This window comes from Paenibacillus sp. JL3B1040 (genome assembly GCF_057063165.1).
On the sequence record NZ_CM169317.1, the window covers coordinates 5277787 to 5301194 of the forward strand.

A 23408-nucleotide genomic window follows, 5' to 3' on the forward strand; every position below is an offset into this window, starting at 1 on the left:
ACCTCAAACACACTTTTCCCGACGGGGAGTGTGTTTTTGTTTTGTCGCAACTCGTTACGCGAGGATCTCCCTTGTTATCCGGGCATGCCATGCTGGGCGTACCATAAAGAAAAAACCACGCCACCGGCATGGTTTTCTTCCGTACTCTATTTCATTCAGTACTTATGCCCAGGAAGGCTGGATTTTCAATAATGGGACTTCTTCTTTCAAGCTGGCCGAGACCTTCTCGGTTTCCGGGGCGGCTTCTTCCGCCGAGATGCGCCAGATGTCGGCGCCCAAACCGGACAATTTCTCGGCCAAATCTACGTATCCCCGGTCGATATGATGGGTCCCGGTGACTTCCGTCGTGCCTTCCGCCGCCAAGCCGGCCAGAATCAGTGCCGCTCCGGCACGAAGGTCGGTGGCGCATACCTTTGCCCCGCCGAGCTTCGTCCCCCCGGTGACAATCGCGCTGCGCCCCTCCACCTTAATGTCGGCATTCATCAAACGGAACTGATCGACGTGCATGAAACGGTTCTCGAAGACCGTCTCGGTAATTACGCTCGTACCTTCGGATACCAGCAGCAAAGCCATCATTTGCGACTGCATATCGGTCGGGAAGCCGGGATACGGCAGGGTTTTCACGTCTACGGCTTTCAGCGGTTTGTCCGCGATCACGCGTACGCCGCTTTCTTGCGCCTCCACGGTCACGCCCATTTCCTCGAGCTTGGAAATCACCGGACCCAGATGATCGGCAATGGCGCCTTCGATAAATACGTTCCCGCCGGTGATCGCCGCTGCGACCATAAACGTACCGGCCTCGATCCGGTCCGGGATTACGGTATGCTCGCATCCGCGCAATTGTTCGACGCCTTCGATCCGGATCAAGCCGGTGCCCGCCCCGCGGACGACGGCGCCCATGCTGTTCAGATAGTTGGCCAAATCGACGATTTCCGGCTCCTTGGCCGCATTTTCAATAATGGTGGTGCCTTCCGCCAAGGTCGCCGCCATCATGATATTCTCCGTCGCCCCTACGCTGGCAACGTCCAAATAAATTTTCGCGCCGCGGAGGCGGCCGTTCGCTCTGGCTTCGATAAATCCGTGGCCGAGGGTGATTTCCGCCCCCATCGCTTCGAAGCCCTTCAAATGCTGGTCAATCGGTCTGGTCCCGATCGCGCAGCCTCCCGGCAGGGAAATCCGGGTGAAACCCATCCGTGTCAACAACGGACCCATGACAAGAAAAGACGCCCGCATCTTGCGCACCCATTCATAAGGCGCTTCGCATGAAGCGATTCGCCGCGCATCGACCGTAATGACTTCCCGGTCATATGTAACGGCTGCTCCCAGCGATTCCAACACTTTATTAATGGTCATCACATCGTCAAGAAGCGGCGCATCGCGAATCACGCTAACCCCTTCCTCCCCCAATAAAGACGCTGCAATGATCGGTAGCACTGAATTTTTAGCACCGCTGACTTTTACGTTCCCGGCCAAAACATTGCCACCGCGGACGATAAATTTGCTCATCATGGTTCCCTCCGCGCGTTCATTTTCACTTTTTTCCCGATATGGAAAAAGATTAACCTGTTCATTCCCTAAATTTCATCATATCACCGGTCATTTAAGGCGCACAAGGCTCTAATCCTGTCGAAAAAGCGTGTTTTTGGCACAGAAATTGCCTTTTGCCTCGTCTATGGACATGCTTTCGAGTCGTAGCCCTTACTCACCATTGTTGACACAATGAAATGATGTTATTCGACAATTTACATGGATCAAAACATGTACTTCAACATTTGGGTATATCCCCAATATTCCATTACAAAAGCGGCTACGAAACGGCCCAGCACCACCGCCAACAACAGCTGCAGCAGCTTGCCCTGCGGTCCCTTGGGGTGGCGGATGAACAGATCCAGCTTCAAGTTTTGCAGCGCCCACCATGACAGCGCAACGCATGCCAAGGAGACGAGGATGGCCGTCAAGCCGCCCACCCCGACCGAAGCCGCCGCCTGGTCGATCGGATTCATGGCTAAATCCCCCATCACGTTTATATTTATGCTGCAAGTACCTAAACGGTTAATCTTTGCCCTAAACGCTTTGAACCAAGCGTCACAACACGTAATATATATCGGTTATAAACTTGTAAAAATATAGACCTTATATATCATACTTGCCATCGCAGCAATAATCCAGCTTTTCTTTGCGTTGCAAAGGCTTCCATATTCAACTATTACCCAAATATCAGTCTAACGTCATTCTGAAAGAAAAAACAGGCACCCGAAAAGGTGCCCGTTATCGCGCAGGTCTAGTGCCTATTGCGATTGTCGCTGGATACGTTGATCCGCGTAACCGCCCGTTGCAGCGCAAGCTCCGCACGGCGATGATCGATACGGTCCTGGTTGCTGCGAGCCGCCAATCGGCGTTCCGCACGCTCACGGGCCGCGATAGCCCGCTCCACGTCGATCTCCTCCGGCAGCTCTGCGCTCTCGGCAAGTACGATCACTTTATCGCCCTGCACTTCGATAAAACCGCCGTGAACCGCGATCGTCGTCGTCTCCTTGCCGTTTCTGGCAACCACCGGAGCAACCTGCAGCGGAGTGACGAACGGGATATGCCCCCGCAATACGCCGAACTCTCCTTCAATGCCGCGGGCCGTTAAGCTGTCCACTTCTTTCGAGAAGACCACATGCTCCGGCGTAACGATTTCCAATAAAAAGCTGCTCAAGTTTATCCCTCCTGTTCGTGGGACAGTTCATTTCTGAAGCATCCGGATTCGGCTTGGATCTACAGCGATTTTGCCTTTTCGACGGCTTCCTCGATCGTTCCTACGAACAGGAACGCGGCTTCCGGAAGGTCATCGTGCTTACCGTCCAGAATTTCCTTGAAGCTGCGGACCGTTTCGGCAATCGGCACGTATTTGCCCGGGATCCCCGTAAACTGCTCAGCCACGTTAAACGGCTGGGACAGGAAACGTTCGATTTTCCGAGCCCGGGCCACCAGTGTTTTATCGTCGTCGGACAATTCATCCATACCAAGGATGGCGATGATATCCTGCAATTCTTTATAACGAGCCAAGATTTGTTTTACGCCTTGGGCTACGGCATAGTGCTCTTCGCCCACGATTTCCGGCGTCAGAATCCGCGAGCTGGAAGCCAGCGGGTCCACGGCCGGGAAAATCCCCTTCTCGGAAATTTTCCGCTCCAGGTTGGTCGTTGCGTCAAGGTGAGCAAACGTCGTTGCCGGAGCCGGGTCCGTATAGTCGTCCGCTGGCACGTAAATGGCCTGGATCGAGGTAACGGAACCCTTCTTGGTCGAAGTAATCCGTTCTTGCAGTTGACCCATCTCGGTGGCCAGCGTCGGCTGGTAACCTACCGCGGAAGGCATCCGTCCGAGCAAGGCGGAAACCTCGGAGCCCGCTTGCGTAAACCGGAAAATGTTATCGATGAAGAGCAATACGTCGCGGCCTTCCTGGTCGCGGAAATATTCGGCCATCGTCAGACCGGTCAAGGCCACACGCAAGCGTGCGCCCGGCGGTTCGTTCATTTGGCCGAAGACCATCGCGGTTTTCTCGATAACGCCGGATTCCGTCATTTCCATGTAAAGGTCGTTCCCCTCACGGGTACGTTCCCCTACGCCGGCAAATACGGAAATCCCGCCGTGTTCGTGCGCGATGTTGCGGATCAATTCCTGAATCGTCACCGTCTTGCCTACCCCGGCGCCGCCGAACAGGCCGATTTTACCGCCTTTGGCGTAAGGAGCGAGCAGGTCGATGACCTTGATCCCGGTTTCCAGCATTTCCGCTTGCGTCGACAGGTCTTCAAACTTCGGCGGTTCGCGGTGGATCGGATATTTCAGTTCCGTAGCGGCTGCGCCTTTCTTGTCGATCGGTTCGCCCAACACGTTAAACACGCGGCTAAGCGTCGCTTCTCCGACCGGAACCGAAATCGGCGCTCCCAGATCGATCGCTTCCGTACCGCGCACCAGGCCGTCCGTCGAGGCCATGGCGATACAACGAACGAGGTTGTCGCCCAGATGATTGGAAGCTTCCAGAACCAGCGCAGACTGGTCATCCTGCTTCTCAATTTTTATAGCGTTGAAGATTTCCGGCAGTTGACCGCGCTGAAATTCGATGTCAACAACCGGACCCATTACGCTGACAACGCGTCCTTTGTTCATCTTCGTTTCCCTCCTAATATTGCTGCCCGGAACGATCAGCCTTGTGCGTTTGCTCCGGCAACGATCTCCGTGATTTCTTGCGTAATCGCCGCTTGGCGAGCGCGGTTGTACGTCAGGGTCAGTTCATTGATCATCTTCGACGCGTTTTTGGTCGCGCTGCCCATCGCGGTCATTTTCGCGCCAAGCTCACTCGCCTTGCCGTCAAGCAGCGCACCAAAGATCAGCGTTTCGGCATATTTCGGAAGCAGAACTTCCAACACGCGCTCCGGCGAAGGTTCATACTCATAGCTGCTGGTCGGACCCTCATGCTCTACAGAATCGAACGGAAGCAGGCGCTCCACGGTTGGCAGTTGGGTAATCGCATTGACGAACCGATTATAGCAAACATAAACTTCGTCGAATTGCTCGGTTTCGAAGCCTTGCACCGCAGCATAAGTCAAAGACTTGATGTCCGCGAATCTTGGCGTATCCGAAAGATCAGTCACATCGAGACTCACCGAATAGTTGCGGCGTTTCAAGTAGTCTCTGCCTTTGCGGCCGATCACGAACAGCTCGTATTCCGAGGAGGAAGCGTGGCGGGAACGAAGTGTATCCGTCACTTTCCGCAAAATATTCGCGTTATATCCGCCGACCAACCCCCCGTCGGACGTAATCACGATATAGGCGGTCCGCTTCACCGGACGCGTCACGAGCATCGGATGGCTGACATCTTGAGAGGCTGACGCGATGCTGGAAACGACCTCTTTAAGCTTCTCCGCGTAAGGCCGGGAGGATTGCGCTCTCTCCTGCGCTTTCCGCAGCTTCGCCGAAGCTACCATTTCCATCGCCTTGGTAATTTGCCGGGTGTTCTGAACGCTTTTGATCTGACGCTTGATTTCACGCATCCCTTTTGCCATGATTTCACCACCTTAAACTTTGGCTTTGCCAAAGTTACTTCGTAAGCATTTGCTTAACTATTACACACAGGCGTAAACCGGCGTTGCGCTTAGCCAAGGCCGGTTTGTGCCGCAAGAACATTTATGCCGAAGTCGCGAAACCGCGCTTGAATTGCTCGATGGCTTCTTTCAGCTTCGTTTCGTTGTCCGCCGTCAAATCCTTGGTATCGCGGATCGATTGCAGCACGTCGTTGTGCTTATTTTGAATAAAGGCCAGGAATTCGGCTTCGAAACGACGGACATCGGCCAGTGGAATATCGTCCAAATAGCCTTTGACTGCCGTGTACAAGCTGATAACCTGAAGTTCAACAGCCAGCGGCTGGTTGACGCCTTGCTTCAGGATTTCCATCATCCGCGAACCGCGGGTCAACCGGGCTTGCGTCGATTTATCCAGGTCGGAACCGAACTGAGAGAACGCTTGAAGCTCGCGGTATTGGGCAAGGTCCAGACGCAGGGTGCCGGCAACCTTCTTCATCGCCTTGATTTGCGCGGAGCCGCCAACCCGGGATACGGAAATACCTACGTTAACCGCCGGACGTTGACCGGAGTGGAACAAGTCGGACTCCAGGAAGATTTGGCCGTCAGTGATCGAGATCACGTTCGTCGGAATGTAAGCCGATACGTCGGAAGCTTGCGTTTCGATGAACGGAAGCGCCGTGATCGATCCGCCGCCGAGCTCGTCGCTCAGTTTGGCCGCACGTTCCAGCAAACGGGAGTGCAAGTAGAAGACGTCGCCAGGGAACGCCTCGCGGCCCGGCGGACGGCGAAGCAGCAAGGACAATTCGCGATAAGCGGCCGCTTGCTTCGACAAGTCGTCATAAATGATCAGCACGTGCTCGCCTTTGTACATGAAGTACTCGGCCATAGCAACGCCTGCATAAGGAGCGATGTACAAGAGAGGCGACGGTTCCGAAGCGGCAGCCGAAACCACAATCGTGTAATCCAGCGCGCCATAACGGCGCAGCGTTTCCACGACGTTAACGACGGTGGATTGCTTCTGGCCGATCGCGACGTAAATACATTTCACGCCGTTGCCTTTCTGGTTGATGATCGTGTCGATGGCAATCGCCGTTTTACCGGTTTGACGGTCGCCGATAATCAGCTCCCGTTGTCCGCGGCCGATCGGAACCATCGAGTCGATCGCTTTGATCCCGGTTTGCATCGGTTCATGAACCGACTTCCGGTCGATAACGCCCGGTGCGTTATTCTCTACCGGACGGAATTCCGTCGTGGCGATCGGTCCTTTGCCGTCGATCGGTTGCCCCAGCGGATTCACGACGCGGCCCAGCATGGCATCGCCTACCGGAACCTGCATGATTTGTCCGGTCCGTTTCACTTGGTCGCCTTCGCGAATTTCGCCGTAAGGGCCAAGGATGACGACACCGACATTGCTTTCTTCCAAGTTGAGGGCAAGACCAAATACGCCATTTTCGAACTCCAGCAGTTCGTTTGCCATGGCGTTTTCCAAACCGTGAACGCGGGCGATACCGTCGCCAACTTGAATAACGGTGCCGACTTCGGCCACTTCAATTTCGGATTTATATTGTTCAATCTGACTTTTGATCAGAGAACTAATCTCTTCAGGTCTGATACTCAAGTGTTTCACCCCTATCTACAGTGCTTGTCTTCGAAAAGACTTTTCCAGCCGATTCAGCTTACCTGCCAAACTTCCATCGTATACCGTATCGCCGATCTTCACCTTAATACCGCCCAGCAATTCCTTATCCACTTCATTGATAATGCGGATTTTCTTGCTTACCAGTGCGCCGAATTCATCGGCCACCAGCTGCTTCTCCGCTTCGTTCAAAGGATACGAGCTGTACACAAGGGCATCGGACAAACCCAGCGCGTCGCCCACCGCCTTGGTGTAGCTGCTTAGGATCTCCGGCAAAATCGTAATTCTCCCCCGTTCGATCAGCAACTGAACCAGCGAAACGACCGGCTGCGACACCTTGCCTTGCAGGCCTTCGCGGATCGCCTCCCGCTTCGCGGTGTCCGAAATTTTCGGACTCTCGATGAACCGCTGGATGGTTTGATCATGATGAAGCACGTCAACCAGAGCCTTCAGTTCCGCTTCCAATTCGAGCGTCCGCCCTTCCTGCTGAGCAATCTCGAACAGCGCTTTGGCATACCTGCTGGCTACAACGGCTTCCCGGCTCATGATTTGCTACCTACTTCTTTGAGGTATTGGCCTACCAGTTTCTCCTGCTCGGCCGGATTAACTTCCACTTCCCGCTCAATCAGCTTGGAAGCGATATGCACCGAGAACGCACCGATTTCGCCGCGCAGCGTTTCGACCGCATTCAGCTTCTCGCTCTCGATATCACGCAAGGCCTCATCCTTCATGCGCGCAGCGTCAAGCTTCGCCTGATTAAGCAATTCCTTCGCCTGCTTGCTGCTGGTTTCTTTGGAGGTCTCGATAATTTCGAGGGCTTCCTGCCGTGCCTGCTTCAGAGCTGCTTTCTGCTCTTCCACATAGGCTGCCGCTTGTTCCTTGGTTTGCTTCGCCTCATCCAATTGGGAACGCACCATTTCACGGCGTTGTTCCATGATCGCAAACAGCTTGCTGAACGCGAACTTGCTTAGCAGCCAGTATAATATTCCAAATGAAAGCATGGTGATCAAAATATTCTCCCACAGGACCTTCACCGATGTCACTCCTTTCCGTTAGCTACCTGCCTCTTCTACAGCACAGGATACGATACTTATAAAACGAAGGCGCGGATGGCATCGGCCCTCCCCGCCAAACCGTAGCTATTTATTAAGAGAACATGATCAGGAACGCGATAACGGTAGCCGCCAACGGCACAACTTCGACGATACCGACACCGATGAACATTGTGGTTTGAAGCTTGCTTGCCGCTTCTGGCTGACGAGCGATGGATTCCACCGTACTTTTAACGATCATCCCGTTACCGATACCTGCGCCTAGCGCACCCATACCAACTGCTATAGCTGCTGCCAAAAATGTCATCTTTAATTTCCTCCTCAAAAGAATTGAATTTGGTTTAATATAATAGACCTCTTAGAGACAGAACCGTAGGCATGCTCTTCGAGATTATTAATGACTGCCTTCCTCGTGAACCGTTGTTTGTGCGATATAAACCATCGTCAGGATCGTAAAAATGTAGGCTTGAAGCGCGCCGACAAAAATACTGAAGCCCTGCCATACGCCCATGAACGGAATCCCCAGGAATCCCAGTTTCAGGATCACCGCAATTAAAACCTCGCCCGCAAAAATGTTGGCGAACAAACGGATTGCCAACGCGATCGGCTTGGCCAGGTTCTCAATGATGTTCAGCGGCAGAAAAACCGGGAACGGTTCGATGTAATGTTTGAGATAATGCTTCCGGTTATATCTTAATCCCAGATAATTCATTAGGAAAAAGACGATCGCCGCTAGCCCCGCAGTAACGGAAATGTCGGCCGTCGGCGATTTCCACCATAAAATCTCGGCGTGTTCCCCGTGACTCAAATGCTGCGTCGCTTCAATCACATGGCCGAAAATCATTTCCGGCTGGTGCGCTTCCGTGATGATCCCCATCGGCAGACCCAGCAGGTTGGAGACAAAAATGAACAAAATCAAGGTCAGGCCGAGGCTGATATAAGGCTTCCCTTTTTTCAAATCCATCGCGCTTCCGACGATCCCTTGGACAAACTCCACAACCCATTCCATGAAGTTTTGCAGTTTGCCCGGATTATCGACCGACAGGTTGCGAACCGCCAATCGGCAAAGCACAAACACGATCAGACAGGTTACAAACAACATCAGAATCGCAGAGAGATCCAGATTAAAACCGCCAAGATTGATAATCGGTGCCTCATGCATGTGTAACTACTCACCCCTTTCACTCATCGCGAGTCAAGACTTGTTTCTCAGCACGATTACGATGCTCGCCGGTATCGTCAACAACTGGGGCACGAACATACCTATAATAGTGCCCGGCAGGGAAACTTGCTCCAGCTTGGCCGCAACCATGGCCGTTACGAAAACCAGACAGATTCTGGTAACGAACCCAAAGCTGAACTTCTTATTTTCCTGGCTAACCGCGAGATTGACGAGTCCGCGCACTTTTGCGGACAGGAAGCGGACGCAAACCAAACCAGCCACAAGGCCCAGGATCAAACCGCTGCACAGGGGCCTGTACTCAGGGAGAAAAGCCCATCCAAGAAACAAGGCGGATAACAGAAACAACGTTATCCGGGACACGGCCGTGACAATGGAATTCATGTCATCCATTTCGTTCCCCCATAAATCTGCAAATTATGACAATGATGTTGGCAACGCCAAGAATCAGGCCCAGCGTCGTCCCAAGGGCAATCCACAATCCGGATCCGCCAAAAAACGACACCAGCCACTTCGACGCCAGATAGCCCGCAACTATATAGAGCACGAGCACCGTGCCCGCCCCGCTAATATAAGAAGCAACTATCCAAGGTTTAACTTCCTTGCTAGATTTATTCATCAACGCAATCCCAACTTATTTTACAAAATGTGACGACTTTTTGTCAACGAAAGCGTTAAAGCGATAATCCATGATAACAAAGAAAGAAAGCGTTAAACCGTACAGTAATACTGTATGCTATCTTGGGCGGAAACACAATTCTTGAAGTTATTACTTTGTGAACATTCTGTGAAAATCTTCGGGTCGCTGCTCCAAAATCCCAAAATGGTGATATATCGCATTGACAATTCTTTGTGATGCTTTCCCATCGCCATATGGATTGGCGGCCCGGCTCATCGATTCATACGTCTTCCGATCGCTGAGCAACACCTTTGTCCGTTCATAAACCATCTCCTCATCCGTACCGACCAGTTCCAGCGTTCCCGCTTCGATCCCTTCCGGACGTTCCGTCGTATCGCGCAGCACCAGGACGGGAACGCCGAAAGAAGGCGCTTCTTCCTGCAAACCGCCCGAGTCCGTAAGAATTAAATGGGTGTGAGGATAGAAATTATGCAAATCCACCACATCCAAAGGATCGATAAGTTTAATACGGGGATGATCACCCAAAGTTTCGTATGCGGGTTCTCTTACCGCAGGACTGGGGTGAACCGGATAAACGAAGGCTACATCCTCGAACTCATCGGCAATTCTTCTTACGGCACGAAAGATGTTCAAGTGTGGCTGACCTTGCGATTCCCGGCGGTGAGCCGTCATCAAAACAAGCCGTTTTCCGGCAGCCCATTCGAGCACGGAATTTTTGTAATCAGTTTGTACAGTATATTGAAACACATCTGTAACCGTATTGCCTGTGACATATATGGTTGACTTTTGCTTATTCTCTTTCCGTAAATTCCCAGCCGACCATTCCGTTGGCGCAAAATGCAGGTCGGCCAAAACGCCGGTCAACTGCCGATTCATCTCTTCCGGATAAGGAGACATCTTATTCCAAGTACGCAATCCGGCTTCCACATGTCCCACTTTGATTTGCTGCAGGAAGGCGGCATAACTCGCCAGGAATGTCGTCAGCGTATCGCCGTGCACCAGCACGATATCCGGCTTGGCTTCTTTGAGCACCCCTTCCAGCCCCTGCAGCACGCGGATCGAAATTTCGTTCAGCGACTGGTTCGGCTTCATGACGTCCAGATCGTAGTCCGGTACAATCCGGAATACGTCCAATACCTGGTCAAGCATCTCGCGATGCTGGGCCGTCACGCAAACCAGCGATTCGATCCGCTCGGGATGCTTCTGCAGCTCAAGAATCAACGGCGCCATCTTAATCGCTTCGGGTCTGACGCCGAAGATGGTCATTACTTTAATCTTCCCCACCACACTCATTTCCTTCCTTTATAGAGGTAATTTTAAAATCGGCTTCCCATCGCGATGTTGGATCAAGGATGAGGACTCGACGGCGAATCTTGAATTCAGCCGGTCGCTCCGTTGCTCACGTAGCCTCCAGCTACGCTCCGCTACTCTCTCCCTAGCTTCATTCAACCTTCTCGGCGCTGAAAACCCGATTCTAAAATCTTGATTGAAACGGTAATTTTAAAACCACTTCCCCTCGCGATGTTGGATCAAGGATGAGGCTTCGACGGCGAATCTTGAATTCAGCCGGTCGCTCCGTTGCTCACGTAGCCTCCAGCTACGCTCCGCTACTCTCTCCCTAGCTTCATTCAACCTTCTCGGCGCTGACAACCCGATTTTAAAATCTTGATTGAAACGATAATTTTAAAACCACTTCCCATCGCGATGTTGGATCAAGGATGAGGACTCGACGGCGAATCTTGAATTCAGCCCGGGCTTTCCGCTGCTCACGTAGGCTTACCTACGCTCCGCTGCTCAATCCCTAGCTTCATCCAACCTTCTCGGCGCTGACAACCCGATTTTAAAATCTTGATTGAAACGATAATTTTAAAACCACTTCCCATCGCGATGTTGGATCAAGGATGAGGACTCGACGTCGAATCTTGAATTCAGCCGGTCGCTCCGTTGCTCACGAAGCCTCCAGCTACGCTCCGCTGCTCAATCCCTAGCTTCATCCAACCTTCTCGGCGCTGAAAACCCGATTCTAAAATCTTGATTGAAACGGAAAAAGAGCCCGTTTACTTCGTGCCGTACAACCGGTCGCCGGCATCGCCCAGGCCCGGGATGATGTAGCCGTGTTCATTGAGGTGGCTGTCCAGAGCCGCCACGTAAATGTCCACGTCAGGGTGCGCATCATGCACCGCCTTAACGCCTTCCGGCGCGGCGATCAGGTTCATCATCTTGATCTGGGTGCAGCCGCGGTTCTTCAACGCAGTGATGGCCGCGATCGCGGATCCCCCGGTGGCCAGCATCGGATCGATCACGATCAGCTCGCGCTCCTGCACATCCGTAGGCAGCTTGATGTAGTATTCGACCGGTTGCAGCGTTTCCGGGTCCCGGAACAGCCCGACATGTCCAACCTTCGCCGCAGGAAGCAGCTTCAATACGCCGTCCAGCATCCCCAACCCGGCGCGAAGAATCGGAATAAGCCCCAGCATCCGCCCGGAAATGACCTTCGACTCGGCTTCAGCCACCGGCGTCTGCACTTTGATCGACTCAAGCGGGATGTCCCGCGTAATTTCGTACGCCATCAAAGTGGCCACTTCGTCCACCAGTTCACGAAAATCCTTCGTGTTGGTCCGCATGTCGCGGATAAAAGTCAGCTTGTGTTGGATTAAAGGGTGATCGCATACTACCAGTTTTCCCATATTTCGTTCGTACCTCCGTTTTTAGCGCTAAGTTTTTGCTTGTCATCCCGTTCCCATTCTTCGAACGCTCCACAAATCTTGTCTATTATATCATTCCAAGTTGGCATTTTCACCATCACCGCCACATGTTGCAAAGCCGTCAAAAAGAAACCGCTTATATAGGAAGCAATACGCTTCAAACCGGACTTCCCATCAATTGACGGCGCTTGACAGCGAGCATACGCATTCGATATTATGGATACACTAAGTCCATAATTAATTGAAAGGGAGGGAACCGGTCATCCAGTACTCCAAAAGCACCGATTATGCACTGCACGCGCTCATTCACCTGGCGAGCACAGAGCGCCGCCAGAACGTCGGCATCAAGCCATTGTCCACGATGCTTGGCGTTTCGGAGAGCTACCTCTCCAAAATCATGTCCAAGCTGCGGCAAGACGGTATTGTACGCGCCGTGCCGGGCGTGAATGGCGGCTATGAGCTGGCCCGGCCCGCGGATCGGATCACGTTCCTCGAGGTCATTCAAGTGATCGAAGGCCGGCAGCACTTATTCGAATGCTCAAATGCCGAATCGCACCAGCATCGAATGCTTGCCGAAGAGGGCGGCGGCGGAAGCGGGAAAGCCGAGCAAGAATCCGTCCGATGCGTCTGTCTCGTCAAGCAGGTGATGGACGGCGCCGAACGGCAACTGAATCAATACTTGCAGGAGCATACGATTCAGACGGTTTTGGATGCGGCCGCCGCAGCCGGAAAAATCCCGGCGCACAAGAAGTGACCGGCACTTCTTGCTTTTTAATTATGGATATTAAAGATCCATGGAGGTGTATTAATGATGAACGAAGCGATGTATGATGCATTGATTATCGGCGGCGGACCGGCTGGCCTGAATGCCGCCCTCATGCTGGGAAGGGCCCGGAAGAAAGCGGTGGTCATCGACGAAGGTCGGCCGCGCAACGCGGTCACCCGTGAAGCCCACGGATTCCTGACTCGTGACGGAATTCCTCCGGGAGAACTGCGGCGAATTGCGAAGCAACAAATCGCCCGCTATCCCGGCATCTCTTTTATCGAAGACGAGGCCCGATCCGTAACCGGGACGGACGGCCATTTTCAAATCACGACCGCGCAGGGCTTGACCCTCCCCGGGAAGAAGCTGTTGTTTGCCGTTGGCATGAAGGATCGGCCGCTAAATATTCCGGGCCTTCCCGAGGTATACGGGACAAGCGCTTTCGTTTGCCCTTACTGCGACGGCTGGGAGTTGCGCGATGCGCCGCTGGTGATCATTACGAGCGGAGCGGAGGCCATGCATTTCATCCCGCTCATTTCCGGTTGGACGGATCGCTTCACGTTATGCACCAACGGTCCCGACGGATTGACGGAGGCGGATCGCGAGGATTTGCGGCGGCATGGCGTCCCTCTTTATGATGCGCCGATCCGCTCCATCGAGTCGGACGAAGGGATCGTACGGCAAGTCGTTCTCGAAGACGGTACCGCCATTTCGTGCAGGGGGATCTTCTTCAAACCGGATCTGGTCATCGGCTCCAGCCTTCCGCAAACCTTGGGCTGCCAGGTTACGGAAGCGGGAACGGTCATCGTCGACGAATTCGGGCGAACGAACGTGCCGGGCGTCTTTAGCGCCGGAGACGCCGTAACGCAACGGCATCAAGCCATCGCCGCAGCTTCCTCGGGAGCGTTGGCTGCCGCCGCGTTGAACAACGAACTGAATCTTGAAGCATGGAGGAAAAAGGGATGAACCCGTTTCCGGACAACAGGAAGGCAAACTCTGAGCCTTGGGATGACCGAATCACGAACGCCAACCCGGGCGTCGAGTTGCTATCCTGGCTGCGGCCCGAGCCGGGAGAGCGAATTCTTGACCTCGGCTGCGGGAACGCGGACCTCACCGCCGCCATTGCCGCTGCCGGAGCTATCCCCACCGGCATCGACGCCTCGGCGGAAACCATCCGCCGAGCAAAACAGAGGCATCCCGAACTGGACCTCCAAAACAAAGATGCCCGCACGTACCGGAGCGACAGCCTTTATGACGCCGTGTACTCCCATGCCGCTTTGCATTGGATCCAGGACGCGCCCGCCGTCGCCGAAACCATCCGCCTTGCCCTGCGGAAAGGCGGCCGGTTCGTGGCCGAATTTGCCGGAAAAGGCAATATCGCCGTGCTGACCGGGGCGATCGAACAGGTGCTAAAAACGCATGGATATCCGTGGGAAGGGCGAAATCCATGGTACCACCCCAGCATCGGCGAATACGCCAGCCTGCTCGAACGAAGCGGCTTCCGCGTCACGCTCGCCCGGCATCTCGACCTTCCCACGCCGCTGAGTGGCGAGGAGGGCTTACGCAAACGGATCGACGGCTTTGCCGAATCTTTTTTTCACGGGATCGCCCCCTCGGAAAGAGCCGCTCTGTACGATGCCGTCGTTTCTCTTGCAAAGCCCGCTCTATATAAGGATGGCCAATGGATGCTGGATATCAGCCGACTTCGCATCATAGCCATCAAAGATGCGGAGTAGTCCGCATGCCGCTCATGCAACGTCAAAAAGCCGGGGGCTGACAGCTCCCGGCTTCTTTCTTTTCTAAGACGAGTTTCAAAATTAGTATTTCAAGTTCGGGTACAGCGGATAACGATCGGTCAGCTCGGACACCTGCTTGCGGCTTTGTTCCAGCAGCGCTTCGTCCTTCGGCGATTTCAACACGACGGCGATAATCCGTCCGATTTCCTTCATCGCTTCTTCATCCATGCCGCGCGAAGTGGCGGCCGGCGTACCGATGCGGATGCCGCTGGTGACGAACGGGCTGGTCGGGTCGAACGGAATCGCGTTTTTGTTGACCGTGATGCCGATCGAATCCAGCACATGCTCGGCGTCTTTCCCCGTGATGTTGAGGTTGCGCGTATCGACCAGCATCAGATGGTTATCCGTGCCGCCGGACACGATGTTCAGGCCTTCGGCCACCAGCGTTTCCGCCAGAACCTTGGCGTTCTTCACGACATTTTCCGCATAGGTTTTAAAAGAAGGTTGGAGCGCTTCGCCCAATGCAACCGCTTTGGAAGCAATGACGTGCATCAGCGGTCCGCCTTGCGTGCCCGGAAATACCGCTTTGTCGATCGCGGCCGCCCAAGGCTGTTTGCACAAAATCATCCCGCCGCGCGGCCCGCGCAGCGTCTTGTGGGTCGTAGTCGTCACGAAATGGGCATGCGGCACCGGGTTCGGGTGCAGTCCCGCCGCCACGAGGCCGGCGATATGCGCCATATCGACCATGAAGAGCGCGCCCACGTCGTTCGCGATAGAAGCCAGCTTCTCGAAATCGATGATCCGCGGATACGCGCTCGCCCCGGCCACGATCAGGCGCGGGCGATGCTTGAACGCCGCTTTGCGCACCTCGTCATAGTCGATCAGGAACGTGTCTTCCTGTACGCCGTACGCAACGAAGTTATAGAACAGACCGGAAGCGTTGACCGGACTGCCATGGGTCAAGTGGCCGCCGTGCGCCAGGTTCATCCCCAGCACCGTATCGCCGGGTTTCAGAGCGGCAAGGTAAACGGCCAGGTTCGCCTGCGCGCCGGAATGCGGCTGGACGTTGGCATGCTCGGCGCCGAACAATTCCTTCGCCCGGTCGCGGGCGATATTTTCCACGATGTCCACGCGCTCGCAGCCGCCGTAGTACCGTTTGCCCGGGTATCCTTCGGCGTATTTGTTGGTGAGTACGGAACCCATCGCCTCCATGACCGCCTCGCTGACGATGTTCTCGGAAGCGATCAGCTCAATGTTGTTGCGCTGACGCTTCAGTTCCAGATTCATGGCCTCCAGCACGGCTGGATCCTGGTTTCTCAAATTTTCCATCTTCGTTGTCCTCCTTATAAATCCAAGATTAGTCGCAAAGCGTGGAATCCGAATCCGGCGGAAGCGCGTAAACGGCCCGCTCGCCGCCGATCAGCTTCGGGCGGGTCGTGGCCGCCGTGACGCGCGCCTGCCCAACCTTCCGCAGCGAAGGCCGAAACGGCACCGCCACCCGGCGCAGATGCATGCCGATCAGCGTTTCGCCGATGTCGAGCCCGGCGTGGACTTCCATCATTTCCGCCAAGCACGGAGCCGACAAGCGCCGGTAGGCCGCGGCGGCCATCGATCCGCCGGCTTTCGGGACGGGCACCGCAGCCACCTCCGTTAGCGAAAGCCGCTCCAGTACCGCCCGTTCGACCACCAGCGCGCGATTCAAATGCTCGCAGCATTGAAACGCGACGTCAAAGCCGTATTTGGCCCGGACCTCATCGATCCCGGCCCACAGCGCGGCCGCGATGTCTTCGGCTCCGCCCGTGCCGATGCGTTTGCCCGCCACTTCGCTGGTGCTGGCCCCAACGACCAGCAGCTTGCCCGGGCCCAGGTTGGCCGCGCCGGCCACTTCCTCCGCGATCGCCGCCACCTGCGCCCGAATCGTTCCGAGCTCTTCCTGCTCCATGTGATGCCCGCTCCTTTCCGTTTATCCCAAGAACACCTGATAAAGTCTGTCCTTATTATAACAGAGAAAAGCGCGCCGTAATCGAAAGGCCCTACCCAATCGGATAGGAGGCTACCCATTAATTGAGTAGCCGACCTTCCACACCACCGTGCATACCGTTCGGTACACGGCGGTTCAATCGCATTGAGTGCTATTGACGTAGACGCTCGTATTGGGCAGGGAAGTCATAATAACCCGCCTGTGCGAGCCTTTCGTTTGTTACAGAGCGATTCAATACTGCGCTTCCGGCTATTCGCCAGTAGCCCAGCCTTGTGTTCCCCCATTGGTAGGCCTGCCACTTCGGCACCCCCAGCTTGCGCAGGTTTTGCACCTTCGTTTTCGGTCTCTTCCACTGTTTCCAGATGTACATCCGCATCCGTCTTCGCAGCCATTCATTCCAGTTTTGCAGAATCCGCTTCATATCCGCTACGTAGAAATAGCCGATCCATCCGCGAATGTAGACCTTTACGTTTTCCATCACCTGCCGCGCATTCCTGCCTTGGCTTCGACCCGTTAGCTCTTTCAGCTTCTTCTTCGCCTTGGTCAGCGCTTGACGATGTACGCGTACGTATATGCCCCTTCCGTTCTTCCCCAAGGCAAATCCGAGGAATTTGAAGTGCTTCTGCGCCACAACACTGACGACCTTGCTCTTCTGCGTGTTCATTTGAAGCTTTAGCTTCTGTTCCAAATAGGTCCGGCTCGATTCCAGCAGCCGTATGGCTGCTCGTTTGCTCTTCGCCAATACCACGATGTCATCCGCATAGCGGATGACCCTCACGCCTCGGCTTTCCATCTCCTGATCAAATTCGTTCAGGTAGATGTTGGCCAACAGCGGGGACAACGGGCCGCCCTGGGGAGAACCTTCCTCCGTTGCCCGGCACACGCCGTTCTCCATGACTCCGCTTTTCAGGTACTTCTTGATCAGATCAATGACGCGTTTGTCCTGGATTTGTTTGCGCAAGAGATTCAACAGAAGCTCGTGGTTCAGCGTATCGAAGTATTTTGACAGGTCAATTTCGACCGCTTGTCCATAGCCCTGCTCCGCATACGCTTTTACTTTTCGAATGGCTTGCTGCGCGCTTCGCCCCGGGCGGTAGCCGTAACTGCCTTCCGAGAAGCGCGGCTCGAACAAGGGTTGCAGCTCTTGAGCGATGGCTTGCTGAATCACCCGATCTACGACCGTCGGAATGCCTAGCTTTCGCACGCCGCTTCCATCTGGTTTGGGGATTTCCTTTCGCCGTACCGGGCTCGGTCGATAACTTCCATTCCGGATACTTTGTAGGAGTTCCTCTCTGTTTTCACGCAGCCATGGCAGTGCCGCTTCGACAGTCATCCCATCGATTCCGGGCGCTCCGTGGTTGCGCTTGACCTGTTTGTACGCTCGGTTCAGATTCTCTCTGTCCAGGATGCGTTCCATCAGTTCGGTTGCACCGTCTCTTTCTCTACCTTCCCGAGCTTCGATGCTCCGCACTCCTGCATACCCTTCGCGTTCCACGCTATCTCTTTGCCGGCAGCCCTTTCGGTATTCTGCTTTCATCGCGTCGACTCTCCTTTCGGTCTGTACTCAAGACTTACGATTGTTCAGCCCTTCCGCTCGCCGTCGCGGCAAGCGTACTATGGCGTCTGCTGACTTCTCACAGCAAGCTTTACTCCATGTTTCGGATTTTTTTTTTTTTTTCTTCCTACTCCACGTCTGTGAGACCTCCCCGGGTAAGGGCGATAACTTTCCCCTCATCCATCTGCCACATCTACATGATGAGATTCGGGCAGTATTGGACTTTACTTTGACGTGCAAGCTCGTCCGTCTCATCATGCCTTATATGTGATTTCTGTTCGTCAGACCGAGGGTTTGCCTCCGGCTTCCTTCAGATTCGGCCTCGCGACCGACACCCTTGCCTTCAGCTAACAGTTCCTACTGCCAAGCCTGTAGCGGACTTTCACCGCCTAGTTATCGCCCATGCCGGGCGCACACAAAAAAAGAGCATAACGCAGCTTACGCGCGTCGTGCTCTTTGCCCAGGCGACCGGCCTATTCTCCGATGCTCCATCGTGGTTTGATCCACCCTTGTCGCCAGTTACATCGGAACGAAAACTTCTGCTCTTAGAATAAAGCATCGGCGAAGCAAATGCAACAGGTTTAATGCCCCTCGCCGCGCTCCAGCATGGCGATCAGCTTCTCCAGCGCCGCCCCGATCTCTGCCGCCGCCCGGTCATAATCCGCCCGCGAACCGCCGAACGGATCGGAAATGTCGTAGGCCGGCAACCGCCGCTGCAGCTCATCCAGCCGTCGCTGCTGCTCCGCGGACCATTCGCTGCCCAGCGCCCGGGCCAATTCCCTCTCCGCCGCCAGTCGGCGAAACTCCTCCAGATTGGCCAATAGCGCGGCGTCGTCCTCGACGTATTCTTTTAACGTGAATATTTTGTCTGCCGCCCCCGGAAACGTATGGATCACCTGGCGTTTGTGCCCTTGCGTCAGCGTCAGGACCAGATCCGCCCAGTCCGTCAATTCGGCGTCGATCGGGGTGGATTCGAAAGCATCCGTAATCCCCCGGTCCCGAAGGATCGCTTCCGCATGACGGGAAATGGAGGCCCCCTTCATGGCGGCCACGCCGGCCGAACGAACCTGCACGTCCAACCCGCGATCCCGCGCCAGCTTGCGCAGCATGCCTTCGGCCATCGGGCTGCGACAGGTATTTCCGGTACACACAAACAAGATGCGCATGCCCTTTCACCTCCATGTCAGCGGGGAATCCCCCTATCGTTTGAACTTTTATTTTATCACGAACGATCGTCTTTTCAAAAGATGAACAGCAGGCCAAAGGCCAGCAGGATCGCCCCGCCGGCCGCCTCGCCGTAATCGCCGAGCGAACGCCCCACACCTCGTCCCATCGCCAGCCCAACCAAGGACATGACGCCGCCGAACAATCCGAAGGCCAGCACCGCCAGCAGCCAATCGCCACGGAACATGCCAAGCGACACCCCGACGGAAAAGGAATCGATACTGACGCTTAACGAAAACAGCAGCGCGCCCCCCCAGGTCCGGTGGTTGATCGACTGCACGCCGCTGCCTTTGACCGAACTGACGATCATATGGGCTCCGAGCAGAAACAGCAGGGTGCCCGCAGCGTACCGCGCCAGGCTCCCCAGCAGCGCACCGACGTATTGTCCCGCCGCAATGCCAAGCAGAGGCATCAGCACGTGAAAGAGAGCGACCATCGTGCCGATGCGGAGCGCTTCTTTCCGCCGGACTCCTTTCATGCCGATGCCGACGCCCAGCGATAAGGCATCCATTCCCAGCGCAGCCGCCATCAGCAGGATCGTCAACAGCTCTCCCAGCCGCTCATAAGCCTCCGTCATAACCGTAATCCCCTTTGTCCCGTCTTTTGTACAACCATATGCGGACAGGTTACGGTTCATGACTTGGAGGGGAGGAGGGGAGCTTGGGGAGGCGGTAGATCGAGCAACCAACAGGAGCGTATGCTTGCTGCGGGAACGAGCAGGAGGACCATCCCCCTCTCTTCAGCGGGTTAAAGTTTAGTCCCCTAAATCCTCCATACTGCCGAATAAATCCAGTTGAAGCGGCGGAAGCCGGCGCGGCGCTTGGCCCAGCAGACTCATCATCTCCAGCGCGTTTATCGCCGCATCCCCGCCGGAATTGTTGTTGAAAATCATACAGATCTCCTTCGTCCCTTTGCTGCGCAACTGTTCCAACCTGCCGGTCCACTCCTGCAGCTCCTCCTGCGAATAGCGGTACAACGTACGGATCTCCCGCCAGTTCGCCGCGCCCGCTTGACTCCAGCCCGCGGCGTTCCGGCCGTGCATGCGAACGATCGTCAACTCGGCATCGGTGGGTTCCAGTACCGTGGGAACCGAGCCTTGTCCCGCTTGGGGTTCATCGCAAACGATATGAATCCAGCCCTCCCGGCGCATGAATTCCAGCGTACGCTCCCGGTGGACGGCGGCGAACCAGCTTTGATGACGAAACTCCAACGCGGCCGGCAAGTCTCCCATCCATTTGCGGATGGCCCGCAACTGCCGGACATGCTCCGGCGTGCAGTCGAACCAGGGCGGGAACTGGAACATCACAGCCTTTAATCGGCCCGCCTCCACCACCGGGCGGATCGAATCCAGATAAGCCCGGAACATCTCGCCCGGACCGCCGAACGGCGATTTGCCCCGGCTATGGCCGGTCATTCCCTGATAAGCTTTAATAATGAACGTGAAAGCGGACGGCGTCTCCGCCAGCCAGCGGCGATACACCTCTTCCCCCAATACGGCGTAGAAAGAGCTGTCCACCTCCACCACGGAAAAATACTTCGCATACCCGGCGAGCTTGTCTTTGGCCGGCGTCCGGGCAGGGTACAAATCGTCATGATCCCCCCAGCCGGCCAGGCCGATGCGGATCATCTCCTCACCCCCTGCCCTTTTACGAGGCTCCGCCGGCGTCAATCACCCGGTGACCGGCGGCTTTCAGCAGCCGGTTCATCACCGCCGAGCCGAGCCCCTCCTCGGGGCAAGCTTCGGCGAGGATGTAGGTGACGCCGCATTCGTCGAAGCGGCGGAGCGCGGCGTAGAGACGGTGCGCCGCCGTCTCCAGCTCGGTCTCGCGGCCGAGCGAAAGCGCGCAGTCGGCGCGGTAGGACGGGAGGCGCTCGTCGAAGGCGAGCACGCCCGTCTTCTCCCCGCGCGCCGCGGCCGCCGCGAGCTCGGCCCGGATGCGGTCCGCCACCCGCTCGGCGGACCCGCGCACGATGCGCAGCACGCCCTGCGGCGCATAGTGCGTGTACTTCATGCCCGGCGCGCGCGGCGCAGCCGCCGCCGGGCCGGGGGCGGCCCCGCCGCCCGCCCGCGCCTGCGCCTGCGGCTGCAGGGCGGCGTCCGGCCGCACGCCCGCGCCGGCAACGCGGGCGAGCTGCTCCGCCGTGATCCCGCCGGGGCGGAGCACGGTGACAACCCCGTCCCGGCCGGCTTCCACGACCGTCGACTCCAGGCCCACCCCGGTGGGCCCGCCGTCGACGATGCCGTCAATGCGGCCGGACAGGTCCTCGCCCACGTGGCTCGCCAGCGTGGGGCTCGGGCGTCCCGACCGGTTGGCGCTGGGCGCCGCCACCGGGCACCCCGCTGCGGCGATCAGCCGCAGCGCCACTTCGTGGGCGGGCATGCGCACGCCCACGGTGGACAACCCCGCCGTCACGCGCGGCGAGACGGCGCCTTCGGCCACGGGCAGCACCAGCGTCAGCGGCCCGGGCCAGAACGCCTCCATGAGCCGCCGTGCCGTCTCGTTCACTTCCGTGACGAGTCCGTCCAGCTGGCTCACGTCGGCGATGTGCACGATCAGCGGATTATCGGACGGACGGCCTTTGGCGGCAAAAATCGCCTCCACGGCCGCCGTATTCCGCGCATCCGCGCCAAGCCCGTACACCGTCTCCGTCGGGAACGCCACCGTCCCGCCGGAGGCCAGCACGGCGGCGGCTTCCTTCAGGGCCGCCGCCTCCTCCCCCGCTGCCGGAGCTTCCTCCGGCATTCCGGCCTCGGCAACTTGCTCCGCAGGGGCCGCGGCCCCAGTTCCGGGCCCGATGCGCCACCAGCGGGTCGACTTGGACGCCGCCGCTTGCTGAGCGGGCAGATCCGCCGCGCTTCGGGCGTGATTTTCAATAGATTCGTTACGGTTCATTCTCGCTCATCCCAAACTGTTCGATATCGATATATTCTACTATTATACCCGAACCCGTCCATGCGCATAGCCCGTCCCGACGCAGACCGCAAAAAAACCGTCCGGATCCCTCCGAACGGTATCTTCTCATGATGAACAATTAAGCAAATAAACTTGTCATCCAATTCCAGAATTTCACCAGCATATCCCACAGGAAGAAGCGTACCTCCGCCTGCTCCCGCTCCACCTGGACGGCGTCTCCCGCCGCCCCGCCGGCCGAAGCCTTCGCGACCGCAGCCGTACCTGCGTCCTTCGCCAGCGCGTCCCCGCTCCCCGCATCGATGAAGCACAGCGGCGGAAACAGCACGCACCACCAGTTCTTCCCTTTCCCTTCGCCCAGCGTCACGCGCAGCGCTTCGTAATCGCCGGCCGGATAGACCGCGCCGCCGTACATTTTGGTCGGAAACGGCACCGTGCCCAGCTCGACTTCATAATCGTACGTTTTGCCGTATTGCTGGAGCGTCCGTCCAACTTGCTCCTCGATGGCGGGCAGATGGTCGCGGATCACCCGGCGGGCCTCGTCCAGGCTCTGCGGGTCTTCCAACTGCGCAACCCAGCCGTTCATCTGCTCGACCACGGCATCGCGGACGCGGCGTTTGACCAGTTGATCGCCGGTTCCGTCCGAATTGGCGAGAATGCGCAGCCGAATGGATTCTTGCGGAATGCCCCCCTGCGCTCCGGCCGCAGCGGCGGTGTCGACCATTTGTCCCTCCCAGGACATCAACAACATCACAATGGAAAAGAAGAAGAGGACGATTTTCTTACGGGAAGGCGTACGTTGGCTCATGACTCCTTGCTCCTAACCAAACCGGTATTTCAGCAGCTGATGTCTATCAGTATGTCCGGTTAAGAGACTTCTAAACCTAGGAATCTAGTAAAATTTTTCGCGAAAAAAATAGAGTGAACGAATCACCCTATTTCCGCAAAACTCCCGTTT

At 56.2% G+C, this 23408-nt stretch carries 26 protein-coding genes and 1 riboswitch; of the genes, 3 read left to right on the forward strand and 23 right to left on the reverse strand.

Features of this window, described 5'->3' with window-relative positions; translation table 11 throughout:
- Positions 1-162 precede the first annotated feature (162 nt).
- The 15 genes from murA to ACZF99_RS24235 form a co-directional block, all read right to left on the reverse strand.
- A complete protein-coding gene (gene murA, locus ACZF99_RS24165; RefSeq protein ID WP_483607430.1) occupies positions 163-1506 on the reverse strand; it encodes a UDP-N-acetylglucosamine 1-carboxyvinyltransferase in 1344 nt (447 codons plus the stop codon).
- A 245-nt stretch (positions 1507-1751) separates the two neighbouring features.
- Entirely contained in the window at positions 1752-2003 is a 252-nt protein-coding gene (locus tag ACZF99_RS24170; protein ID WP_483607431.1) for a DUF1146 family protein, read from the reverse strand.
- Positions 2004-2281: 278 nt separating this feature from the next.
- Entirely contained in the window at positions 2282-2701 is a 420-nt protein-coding gene (locus tag ACZF99_RS24175) for a F0F1 ATP synthase subunit epsilon (protein WP_483607432.1), read from the reverse strand.
- A gap of 59 nt (positions 2702-2760) precedes the next feature.
- Positions 2761-4152, reverse strand: a complete 1392-nt coding sequence (gene atpD, locus ACZF99_RS24180; RefSeq protein WP_483607433.1) for a F0F1 ATP synthase subunit beta — start codon at positions 4150-4152, stop codon at positions 2761-2763.
- Between the two features lie 35 nt (positions 4153-4187).
- Positions 4188-5048, reverse strand: a complete 861-nt coding sequence (atpG, locus tag ACZF99_RS24185; protein WP_483607434.1) for an ATP synthase F1 subunit gamma — start codon at positions 5046-5048, stop codon at positions 4188-4190.
- A 121-nt stretch (positions 5049-5169) separates the two neighbouring features.
- Positions 5170-6684 (reverse strand): F0F1 ATP synthase subunit alpha, encoded by a 1515-nt coding sequence (gene atpA, locus ACZF99_RS24190; protein WP_483607435.1) that lies wholly within the window; start codon positions 6682-6684, stop codon positions 5170-5172.
- 15 nt (positions 6685-6699) lie between these two features.
- Positions 6700-7248 (reverse strand): F0F1 ATP synthase subunit delta, encoded by a 549-nt coding sequence (locus tag ACZF99_RS24195; protein WP_483607436.1) that lies wholly within the window; start codon positions 7246-7248, stop codon positions 6700-6702.
- Positions 7245-7736, reverse strand: a complete 492-nt coding sequence (atpF, locus tag ACZF99_RS24200; protein ID WP_483607437.1) for a F0F1 ATP synthase subunit B — start codon at positions 7734-7736, stop codon at positions 7245-7247. The genes ACZF99_RS24195 and atpF overlap by 4 nt, the downstream gene beginning before the upstream one ends.
- A 112-nt stretch (positions 7737-7848) precedes the next feature.
- Entirely contained in the window at positions 7849-8061 is a 213-nt protein-coding gene (gene atpE, locus ACZF99_RS24205; protein WP_483607438.1) for a F0F1 ATP synthase subunit C, read from the reverse strand.
- 87 nt (positions 8062-8148) lie between these two features.
- Positions 8149-8916 carry a F0F1 ATP synthase subunit A gene (gene atpB, locus ACZF99_RS24210; protein ID WP_483607439.1) on the reverse strand — a complete coding sequence of 256 codons (768 nt, stop codon included), beginning with the start codon at positions 8914-8916 and terminating at the stop codon, positions 8149-8151.
- 33 nt (positions 8917-8949) lie between these two features.
- Positions 8950-9327 carry an ATP synthase subunit I gene (locus ACZF99_RS24215; protein ID WP_483607440.1) on the reverse strand — a complete coding sequence of 126 codons (378 nt, stop codon included), beginning with the start codon at positions 9325-9327 and terminating at the stop codon, positions 8950-8952.
- Positions 9320-9553: an AtpZ/AtpI family protein gene (locus ACZF99_RS24220; RefSeq protein WP_483607441.1), complete on the reverse strand. Its 234-nt coding sequence runs from the start codon at positions 9551-9553 to the stop codon at positions 9320-9322. The genes ACZF99_RS24215 and ACZF99_RS24220 overlap by 8 nt, the downstream gene beginning before the upstream one ends.
- A gap of 150 nt (positions 9554-9703) precedes the next feature.
- Positions 9704-10858 (reverse strand): non-hydrolyzing UDP-N-acetylglucosamine 2-epimerase, encoded by a 1155-nt coding sequence (gene wecB, locus ACZF99_RS24225; RefSeq protein WP_483607442.1) that lies wholly within the window; start codon positions 10856-10858, stop codon positions 9704-9706.
- A gap of 773 nt (positions 10859-11631) precedes the next feature.
- A complete protein-coding gene (upp, locus tag ACZF99_RS24230; RefSeq protein WP_483607443.1) occupies positions 11632-12261 on the reverse strand; it encodes a uracil phosphoribosyltransferase in 630 nt (209 codons plus the stop codon).
- Positions 12246-12440, reverse strand: coding sequence for a hypothetical protein (locus ACZF99_RS24235; protein ID WP_483607444.1), 195 nt, complete (start codon positions 12438-12440; stop codon positions 12246-12248). Before ACZF99_RS24235 ends, upp begins: the two co-directional genes overlap by 16 nt.
- Before the next feature lie 101 nt (positions 12441-12541).
- Between ACZF99_RS24235 and ACZF99_RS24240 the strand changes: the two genes are divergently transcribed.
- From ACZF99_RS24240 to ACZF99_RS24250, 3 genes are read left to right on the forward strand one after another with little or no spacing between them, the layout of a single operon-like run.
- Positions 12542-13033, forward strand: a complete 492-nt coding sequence (locus ACZF99_RS24240; protein WP_483612940.1) for an RrF2 family transcriptional regulator — start codon at positions 12542-12544, stop codon at positions 13031-13033.
- A gap of 54 nt (positions 13034-13087) precedes the next feature.
- On the forward strand, positions 13088-14008 hold the full coding sequence (locus tag ACZF99_RS24245) for an NAD(P)/FAD-dependent oxidoreductase (protein WP_483607445.1): 921 nt from the start codon (positions 13088-13090) through the stop codon (positions 14006-14008).
- Positions 14005-14778 (forward strand): class I SAM-dependent methyltransferase, encoded by a 774-nt coding sequence (locus tag ACZF99_RS24250; RefSeq protein WP_483607446.1) that lies wholly within the window; start codon positions 14005-14007, stop codon positions 14776-14778. Before ACZF99_RS24245 ends, ACZF99_RS24250 begins: the two co-directional genes overlap by 4 nt.
- Before the next feature lie 81 nt (positions 14779-14859).
- On the opposite strand, the gene glyA is transcribed toward ACZF99_RS24250, so the two are convergent.
- The 8 genes from glyA to spoIIR all read right to left on the reverse strand — a co-directional run bounded on the left by glyA (position 14860) and on the right by spoIIR (position 23258).
- Positions 14860-16107, reverse strand: coding sequence for a serine hydroxymethyltransferase (glyA, locus tag ACZF99_RS24255; RefSeq protein WP_483607447.1), 1248 nt, complete (start codon positions 16105-16107; stop codon positions 14860-14862).
- A gap of 28 nt (positions 16108-16135) precedes the next feature.
- Positions 16136-16720, reverse strand: a complete 585-nt coding sequence (locus ACZF99_RS24260; RefSeq protein WP_483607448.1) for a TIGR01440 family protein — start codon at positions 16718-16720, stop codon at positions 16136-16138.
- Between the two features lie 190 nt (positions 16721-16910).
- Positions 16911-18296 carry a group II intron reverse transcriptase/maturase gene (gene ltrA / locus ACZF99_RS24265; protein ID WP_483606585.1) on the reverse strand — a complete coding sequence of 462 codons (1386 nt, stop codon included), beginning with the start codon at positions 18294-18296 and terminating at the stop codon, positions 16911-16913.
- A 469-nt stretch (positions 18297-18765) separates the two neighbouring features.
- A riboswitch (ZMP/ZTP riboswitch) is annotated at positions 18766-18847 on the reverse strand.
- Between the two features lie 48 nt (positions 18848-18895).
- The gene (locus ACZF99_RS24270) at positions 18896-19480 is read right to left on the reverse strand and encodes a low molecular weight protein arginine phosphatase (RefSeq protein ID WP_483607449.1); all 585 of its coding nucleotides are present in this window, start codon (positions 19478-19480) and stop codon (positions 18896-18898) included.
- Positions 19481-19554: 74 nt separating this feature from the next.
- On the reverse strand, positions 19555-20115 hold the full coding sequence (locus ACZF99_RS24275) for a manganese efflux pump MntP (RefSeq protein WP_483607450.1): 561 nt from the start codon (positions 20113-20115) through the stop codon (positions 19555-19557).
- A gap of 177 nt (positions 20116-20292) precedes the next feature.
- Positions 20293-21165 carry a DUF72 domain-containing protein gene (locus tag ACZF99_RS24280; protein ID WP_483607451.1) on the reverse strand — a complete coding sequence of 291 codons (873 nt, stop codon included), beginning with the start codon at positions 21163-21165 and terminating at the stop codon, positions 20293-20295.
- A 19-nt stretch (positions 21166-21184) separates the two neighbouring features.
- On the reverse strand, positions 21185-22432 hold the full coding sequence (locus ACZF99_RS24285; protein ID WP_483607452.1) for an L-threonylcarbamoyladenylate synthase: 1248 nt from the start codon (positions 22430-22432) through the stop codon (positions 21185-21187).
- 139 nt (positions 22433-22571) lie between these two features.
- Complete coding sequence (spoIIR, locus tag ACZF99_RS24290) at positions 22572-23258, reverse strand: stage II sporulation protein R (protein ID WP_483607453.1); 687 nt, start codon at positions 23256-23258, stop codon at positions 22572-22574.
- Between the last annotated feature and the right edge of the window lie 150 nt (positions 23259-23408).